A 7,851-nucleotide genomic window follows, 5' to 3' on the forward strand; every position below is an offset into this window, starting at 1 on the left:
GGCAGAATTGGTAAAGAGAGTCGTGTAAAATATCGAGTTCGCACATCTTGTTGTCTGATTATTGATTTTTCGCGAAACCATTTGATCATATGACAAGATGTGTATCCACCTTAACTTAATGATTTTTACCAAAATCATTAGGGGATTCATCAGAGCCGAGTGTTGAATGTCTTCGGCGTGGATTATAAAAGCCATTTATATATTCGAAGATTGCAATCTCAATATCTCGCCTTGTTTGCCAGTGTCTGCGCCAAATCAACTCAGCCTTTAATGATTTAAAGAAGCTTTCTACTGCGGAGTTATCAAAACAATTGCCTTTCCCGCTCATGGACGGCAGCAATTGATGTTTGAGCAGTAGCTTTTGATATTCATGAGCGCAATATTGGCTCCCACGGTCTGTGTGTTGAATACAACCCGGTGGTGGTTTGCGTAAAGCCAACGCCATATTCAGTGCCCTTAATGCAAGATCCTGCTTTAATCGATCACCTGTTGCCCAGCCAATCACGCGACGGGAATACAGGTCAAGGATAACAGCAAGATAGACCCATCCTTCTCTGGTCCAAACATAAGTGATATCGCCTGCCCATTTCTGGTTGGGTGCGCTTGCGCTAAAGTCTTGTTTTAATAGGTTCGGTGCAATGTTGAAGGTATGATGACTATCCGTTGTCCGTTTGAATTTACGCGTTCGAACAACTGTAATGTTATTCTGGCGCATCAAACGTCCAACCCGACGCTGCCCAACCTGCAGGCCCAGCGCTTTCAACTCTTCTGTCATACGCGGCCTACCATAGCTCCCCAAACACAACCGATGCTGCTCACGTATATGCGCTAGAAGTATAAGATCACGACGCTGGCGCAGTGATGGAGGACGGCGTTTCCATGCGCGTAAACCACGATCTGTTACGCCCATCAAACGACATATGCGTGAACGTGAGAGAGAGCCACGGTAATCCGTAATAAACTGAAATCTCACAGCTTTTGTACTGCGAAAAATATTGCTGCCTTTTTTAATATCTCCCTCTCCTCCCGAAGGATACGGTTCTCTTTGCGTAAACGTTCATTCTCACGCAGAAGATCAGTGTCTTGGGTAGGAATTTTAGTTTCATCGGAAATTGATGCGATCCATTTCCCAAGCGTGGAAAGCCCAATACTTAAATCTGACGCAACTTGACGGCGTGTTAAGCCACTAGTGAGTGCTATGCGAACTGCATCACGCTTAAATTCATCACTATGCTTTAATGACATATATGGTCTCCTTGATAACAAATAATGCTCTCAAAAAGACCGGAACGAAACCGAGGCAAGACCACCATGGTCTCTGAGCTCGCCTTTGGGACCGACATATCGGTAGAGAGTGACGCGCTCGATGCCGAGTTCCTTGCAGAGATCGGAAACTGAAGTATCGCGCTGGGCCATGGCGGCTTGCGCGAGACGCACCTGAGCTTTGGTGAGCGCGAATTTTCGTCCGCCCTTGCGACCGCGCGCTCTCGCGGAGGCGAGACCCGCCATGGTGCGCTCTCGGATCAGATCCCGCTCGAACTCGGCCAAGGTGGCGAAGATTCCGAACACCATGCGACCGGACGCAGTCGTGGTGTCGATCTGAGCGCCCTTTCCAGTCAGAACCCGCAGGCCGATCTTGCGGTCTGACAGCTCCTTCACCGTGTTGACCAGATGGGCAAGCGATCGTCCGAGGCGATCGAGCTTCCAGACCACCAGCACATCGCCGTCACGCAATGACTTGAGGCAGGCAGTCAAGCCAGGGCGATCATCACGACCGCCGGAAGCAAGATCATCATAGATATTGTCCCGTTCGACACCTGCGGCGCGCAAGGCGTCGTGCTGCAGGTCGAGAGACTGCGAGCCATCGGCTTTGGAGACGCGGGCATATCCGATCAGCATGTATCACAAACGTTGGTTTGAGGCGGCGCTTCGGCCACGATTGCATTGACCTCTGGAAATGTATCTCAACCAGCTTCATAAACAAAGCGTCTTGAACGCTATCAGATTTTGAAAAAGGAACATGTATGCCGCGTCGCGTCACTCTAACCGATCGGCAGAAAGACGCGCTGTTGCGCTTGCCGACTTCACAGACGGATTTGCTCAAGCACTATACGCTGAGTGATGAAGACCTTGGGCATATCAGGCTGCGTCGGCGCGCTCACAACAGGTTCGGCTTCGCCCTGCAATTGTGTGTCCTGCGCTATCCCGGCCGGGTGCTGGCTCCAGGCGAACTGATCCCTGCAGAGGTCATCGAATTTATCGGAGCGCAGCTTGGCCTGGGTGCCGACGATCTCGTAGACTATGCTGCCCGCGAGGAAACACGGCACGAGCATCTTGCCGAGTTACGGGGGCTCTACGGCTTCCGCACCTTCTCCGGACGTGGTGCGAGCGAGCTGAAGGAATGGTTGTTCCGAGAAGCCGAGATGGCGGTGTCGAACGAGGATATCGCCCGTCGCTTCGTAGCCGAGTGCCGACGCACCCGCACTGTCCTTCCCGCGACATCCACGATCGAGCGGCTTTGTGCCGCGGCTCTCGTCGATGCCGAGCGACGCATCGAGACGAGGATCGCCAGTCGGCTGCCTATGTCGATCCGAGAACAGTTGCTGGCATTGCTCGAGGAGACGGCTGATGATCGGGTGACCCGTTTTGTGTGGCTGCGCCAGTTCGAGCCTGGCTCGAACTCTTCGTCGGCCAACCGGCTGCTCGACCGGCTCGAATATCTGCAACGCATCGATCTCCCCGAGGATCTGCTTGCCGGCGTTCCTGCCCATCGGGTGACTCGTCTGCGCAGGCAGGGTGAACGGTATTATGCCGACGGCATGCGCGATCTCCCGGAGGACAGGCGGCTTGCGATCTTGGCTGTTTGCGTCTCGGAATGGCAGGCGATGTTGGCCGACGCAGTGGTCGAAACCCACGACCGGATCGTCGGCCGTCTCTACCGTGCTTCGGAGCGTATTTGCCATGCAAAGGTCGCAGACGAAGCGGGGGTGGTGCGTGACACCCTGAAATCCTTCGCCGAGATCGGGGGCGCCCTGGTCGATGCACAGGATGATGGCCAGCCGCTGGGCGATGTCATCGCGAGTGGGTCAGGGTGGGACGGCTTAAAAACCCTTGTTGCAATGGCAACCAGGCTGACCGCCACCATGGCCGACGATCCGCTCAATCATGTGCTCGACGGTTATCACCGCTTCCGCCGATACGCTCCACGCATGTTGCGCCTGCTCGATCTGCGAGCTGCGCCCGTTGCACTGCCGCTTCTGGAAGCGGTGACGGCCCTTCGTACCGGTTTGAACGATGCCGCGATGACCAGCTTCTTGCGGCCCAGCTCGAAATGGCATCGCCACCTTCGGGCCCAGAGGGCTGGCGACGCTCGCCTATGGGAGATCGCGGTGCTGTTCCATCTGCGCGATGCGTTCCGCTCCGGAGATGTCTGGCTTACTAGGTCCCGGCGCTATGGCGATCTGAAACACGCACTCGTTCCGGCACAATCCATCGCGGAAGGCGGTCGTCTCGCTGTGCCATTGCGGCCGGAGGAATGGCTGGCAGACCGGCAAGCTCGCCTCGACATGCGGTTGCGCGAGCTTGGCCGTGCCGCTCGCGCAGGCACGATCCCGGGCGGGTCGATTGAAAACGGCGTTCTGCATATCGAGAAACTCGAAGCCGCCGCGCCGACAGGCGCCGAAGATCTGGTGCTCGATCTCTACAAGCAGATCCCGCCCACGCGCATCACCGATCTCCTGCTGGAGGTGGATGCGGCGACCGGCTTCACCGAAGCGTTCACCCATCTGCGCACAGGAGCACCCTGCGCTGACCGGATCGGGCTAATGAACGTTATCTTGGCGGAAGGGATCAACCTCGGCTTGCGCAAAATGGCGGATGCGACAAACACCCACACCTTCTGGGAATTGATCCGCATTGGACGGTGGCATGTCGAGGGCGAAGCCTATGACCGGGCGCTGGCCATGGTGGTCGAGGCACAGGCAGCGTTACCCATGGCCCGGTTCTGGGGCATGGGCACGTCGGCTTCGAGCGACGGACAGTTCTTCGTCGCTACAGAGCAAGGTGAGGCCATGAACCTGGTCAACGCGAAATATGGCAATACCCCGGGCCTGAAAGCCTATAGCCACGTCTCCGACCAATATGCGCCGTTCGCAACCCAGGTGATTCCTGCAACGGCAAGCGAAGCGCCTTACATCCTCGATGGCCTGCTGATGAACGATGCTGGACGCCATATCCGCGAGCAGTTCACCGACACGGGCGGCTTCACCGATCACGTCTTTGCCGCATGTGCCATTCTCGGCTACCGGTTCGCTCCGCGCATCCGCGACCTGCCATCCAAACGGCTCTACGCGTTCAATCCGTCGGCCGCCCCGGCGCACCTGCGAGCGTTGATCGGCGGAAAGGTCAACCAAGCCATGATCGAGCGCAATTGGCCCGACATCCTGCGCATCGCCGCCACCATTGCTGCCGGGACCGTCGCGCCAAGCCAGATTCTGCGGAAACTCGCCTCCTATCCGCGGCAGAACGAGCTCGCGACAGCCCTGCGGGAAGTCGGTCGCGTCGAGCGCACCCTGTTCATGATCGACTGGATTCTGGATGCCGAACTCCAACGGCGTGCCCAGATCGGGCTCAACAAAGGCGAAGCTCATCATGCGCTGAAGCGGGCAATCAGCTTCCACCGCCGCGGTGAAATCCGCGACCGTTCCGCCGAAGGCCAGCATTACCGCATCGCCGGCATGAATCTGCTCGCCGCCATCATCATCTTCTGGAACACCATGAAGCTCGGCGAGGTCGTTGCAAACCAGAAACGCGATGGAAAGCTGCTATCGCCCGATCTCTTGGCCCATGTTTCGCCGCTCGGATGGGAACACATCAATCTCACCGGAGAATATCGCTGGCCAAAGCCTTAGCGTAGGATTCCGCCCCCTCCCGCAAACGACCCCTTTAACGGCAGGAAACGCTTATGTGTGGACGTTTTTCTCAGTCACAGACCCGCGCCGAATACCTGGCTTATCTGGCCGGTGAGGTTGATGCCGGGTTTTCTGCAGTACCGGAGCCTATTGGACGCTACAACGTGGCGCCGGGTACCCGGGTGCTGTTGCTCAGTGAAAGCAATGACCAGCTGCAGCTCGACCCTGTTCTGTGGGGATATTCCCCGCCGTGGTGGCACAAAGCGCCCCTGATTAATGCCCGTGCTGAAACTGCAGCTGAGGGACGTATGTTTCGTCCGCTGTGGGAACGCGGCCGCGCCGTTGTGTTTGCTGACGGGTGGTACGAGTGGGTGCGCCAGGGGAACAAAAAACAGCCGTATTTTATTTACCGCAGGGACGGTCAGCCCGTGTTCATGGCTGCCATTGGTGCGCGGCCGTTTGGACTGAGGGATGACGGGGAAGGGTTTGTTATTGTCACGGCAGCTGCGGACAAAGGGCTTCTCGATATCCACGATCGTCGTCCTCTGGTGCTGACGCCAGATGCCGCCCGGGACTGGCTACGCGAGAGTCTCAGTGGTGACGAGGCGGGCAGGACAGCCAGGCAGGGGGCGGTGCCTGCTGAGGCATTCACCTGGCATCCGGTTTCCCCGGCGGTCGGCAACGTGCGGAATCAGGGAGCGTCTCTGACAGAACCTCTCTCCTGATTATGGCTCCGCCAGCGCCAGGGTTCTGTCTGACCCGGAACTGACCAGAGCCCGATACCCTGTCGGCGGGCTTCGGCTTCCAGCTGAGCGTAGTCAGTCCGGGCCGGTTTTCCGTGGTACCGGTATACCCAGGCCAGCCCTTTGCGGATCTGCGCGGCATTCACATCCGTCGCGCCAAGCCACACGGTGCCCAACCGCCGCCCGTAGCGATCCGTTTCTTCACCCGTGATGGTTACGTTACGCTGTGCCACCATTGATGTGAGTTCCTGCCTGGACCGCTGGCCAAAGCGCTGGTTCTTTTCCGGCGCATCGATGCCGGCAAGACGAACGCGCGTCAGGCGGTTCCCCGTTTCAAGAACCTCAACGGTATCCCCGTCCAGCACGCGAACGATCCGGCCGCTGATATCTGCGCTGGCCGGGAAGGTCACCACGAGCAGGAGCATGGCGCTGAGTTGCCGGATCATGCATATACCTCACCTGCTGTACTGCTGTTCAGTTTTTCATTACCAATGATCTGCAGTGCGTAACTGACATTCAGTCCGGTCATGTTGGTATTCAGCTCTTTCATCATGTCTGCGTTCGTATACCGGACACTGTCTTTCAGGCTGCCCTGGTAGCCTTTGGAGGTGACAACCTGCAGCTGTTCAGGTGTACGTAACGCGTCCCTTCCAGCGAGCAGGTCTGCTTCAACGGCACGCAGGTACACCGGAGAGGCGGCCACCACAAATCGATCGTCAGGCCTCGCCTGCATCAGCGTCCTCAGGGAAGCATACCGTCGTTCAGCAGGCGGGCAAGCCGTCAGACTTTCCCACAGTCTGCTGTGACTGAACGGCATCGAGGAGAACGTTGCCTCATAAGGGACTACCGGGTCTGATACGTGCAATAGCCCCAGACCCGCTGAAATCACCCACAGCTCTGCGCCGGTACGTTTTGCAGCCGCAGCAGCCCTGCTCCAGTGCTGGCCCGTATACAGTTCACCGGCTGTTATGGCAGCGCCGTCGTTCCGCGCCCTGGCCAGCCTTTCCAGCCAGACTTCATAAGCATTTCCGGCGTCGTGTTCATATGGAAAGACAGTTTGACCGGCTGTTATGGTTTTACGGCTCGTGCAGGTCACAATGAGATGGACGTTGCCTGTGCTCATGATGGCGTCCCCGCGCTGTCGTCGTTCCAGACGATAACCGTGGCCAGATGTTCCGCCACCTCCTGCCCCGTGTAACCGGCCAGGATCGCCAGCGGTCGGGAGCCTGCGTCACGGGACAGCGGACTCCGGAACCCGAATCCGTCCGTCATCAGAAGCCACTGCAGACGGTCAGTCCAGCGCTCGCCGGGTTTGCGGACCGGTGAAAACACTATCTCCGTCAGCTGCCCGCGGTTGCAGTACAGCTGGCGCTGTTCGAGTTCGTCCAGCAGGCTGTTAAGCTCACGCCGGTCAGCTTCTTCCTGACTCATCTGTGGCCAGCGGATGCGGTGCCACTGAAGCTCCTGCGCCTGGGCGCCCGTGAACCCCGCGCGGGTGAGCAGGTCGGCCAGCGCGGCCTCCGTGTCTTCCTCGTATGTGGCAGCAGTGAGCGGGTCCGCGTCGCGCAGAACGTGCAGAAGGCGCGCCGGTGCCGGAAGCATCCGCAGGGACGCTTCAGGACTGACCACGGCCAGGCGAATATCCTCAGTCAGCCCGGTGATCCCCAGCGCCTGCAACGCGGTGTCCAGCTGGCGGTACCAGGTGCCGGTCAGGTCCGCCGGCGCGGTACCGTCCGGTGTACCCTCCTCCGGCGCGGCGCACTCATTGATCTGCACCCGGACCGCAATCCCCGCATCGTGGCAGGCCTGCAGCCAGGCGGCGACCTGCAGGGGATCGCCTTCCAGGCGCGTCAGCTGGCCGGCCGTGTTCCACAGCAGCAGGCAGGTGGTGCCGTCAAGACGGATAACGTAGTCGCCCCGGCACGCCAGGTGCCAGCGGTCGTCCAGCGCCACCGGCCGGTCGTCAGCTTCCTCTGTCTGGTTGCACGGGACCAGGGGCAGAACCCTGACCGCCGTCGCGCGCTGCTCAGCCAGGACACGCGCCTGTTCGTCAGCCAGAAGCGGGGCGGCCACCGCATGACCGGCATCCGTCAGCTCGACGGCCAGCTGCAGGTTCGGGGCGCGCAGGGTGCGCAGCCAGCCCGCGGCTTCCATCCGGCGGCAGGAGGCGCGGAGGTTCGGCCCGTACACCGGGGCCG

The 7,851-nt window shown here is 59.1% G+C and carries 7 protein-coding genes; 2 read left to right on the top strand and 5 right to left on the bottom strand.

Features of this window, described 5'->3' with window-relative positions; all coding sequences use genetic code 11:
- Positions 1–115: 115 nt before the first annotated feature.
- Both L977_RS23545 and L977_RS03175 read right to left on the bottom strand, forming a co-directional pair.
- Positions 116–1,245, bottom strand: a protein-coding gene (locus L977_RS23545; RefSeq protein ID WP_370736931.1) for an IS3-like element IS1133 family transposase whose coding sequence is annotated in 2 segments (ribosomal slippage) — positions 116–1,011 and positions 1,011–1,245 — 1,131 coding nt in all. Because the reading frame shifts where the segments join, the coding sequence is not laid out codon by codon here.
- 30 nt (positions 1,246–1,275) lie between these two features.
- Positions 1,276–1,899, bottom strand: coding sequence for a recombinase family protein (locus L977_RS03175; RefSeq protein WP_000904897.1), 624 nt, complete (start codon positions 1,897–1,899; stop codon positions 1,276–1,278).
- A 125-nt stretch (positions 1,900–2,024) separates the two neighbouring features.
- On the opposite strand from L977_RS03175, the gene L977_RS03180 reads away from it, so the two are divergent.
- Positions 2,025–4,910 (top strand): Tn3 family transposase, encoded by a 2,886-nt coding sequence (locus L977_RS03180; RefSeq protein WP_001138082.1) that lies wholly within the window; start codon positions 2,025–2,027, stop codon positions 4,908–4,910.
- 53 nt (positions 4,911–4,963) lie between these two features.
- Positions 4,964–5,635 (top strand): SOS response-associated peptidase, encoded by a 672-nt coding sequence (locus L977_RS03185; protein ID WP_047624706.1) that lies wholly within the window; start codon positions 4,964–4,966, stop codon positions 5,633–5,635.
- On the opposite strand, the gene L977_RS03190 is transcribed toward L977_RS03185, so the two are convergent.
- The 3 genes from L977_RS03190 to L977_RS24665 form a co-directional block, all read right to left on the bottom strand.
- Entirely contained in the window at positions 5,602–6,099 is a 498-nt protein-coding gene (locus L977_RS03190; RefSeq protein WP_047624707.1) for a thermonuclease family protein, read from the bottom strand. The two genes, L977_RS03185 and L977_RS03190, sit on opposite strands and share 34 nt — an antisense overlap.
- A complete protein-coding gene (locus L977_RS03195) occupies positions 6,096–6,776 on the bottom strand; it encodes a DUF6884 domain-containing protein (RefSeq protein WP_047624709.1) in 681 nt (226 codons plus the stop codon). Before L977_RS03195 ends, L977_RS03190 begins: the two co-directional genes overlap by 4 nt.
- A partial coding sequence (locus L977_RS24665; protein WP_047624712.1) for a hypothetical protein occupies positions 6,773–7,851 on the bottom strand: 1,079 nt, incomplete at its 5' end. The genes L977_RS03195 and L977_RS24665, both read right to left, overlap by 4 nt.

This window comes from Enterobacter sp. ZOR0014 (assembly GCF_000798855.1).
Taxonomy (GTDB): domain Bacteria; phylum Pseudomonadota; class Gammaproteobacteria; order Enterobacterales; family Enterobacteriaceae; genus Enterobacter; species Enterobacter kobei.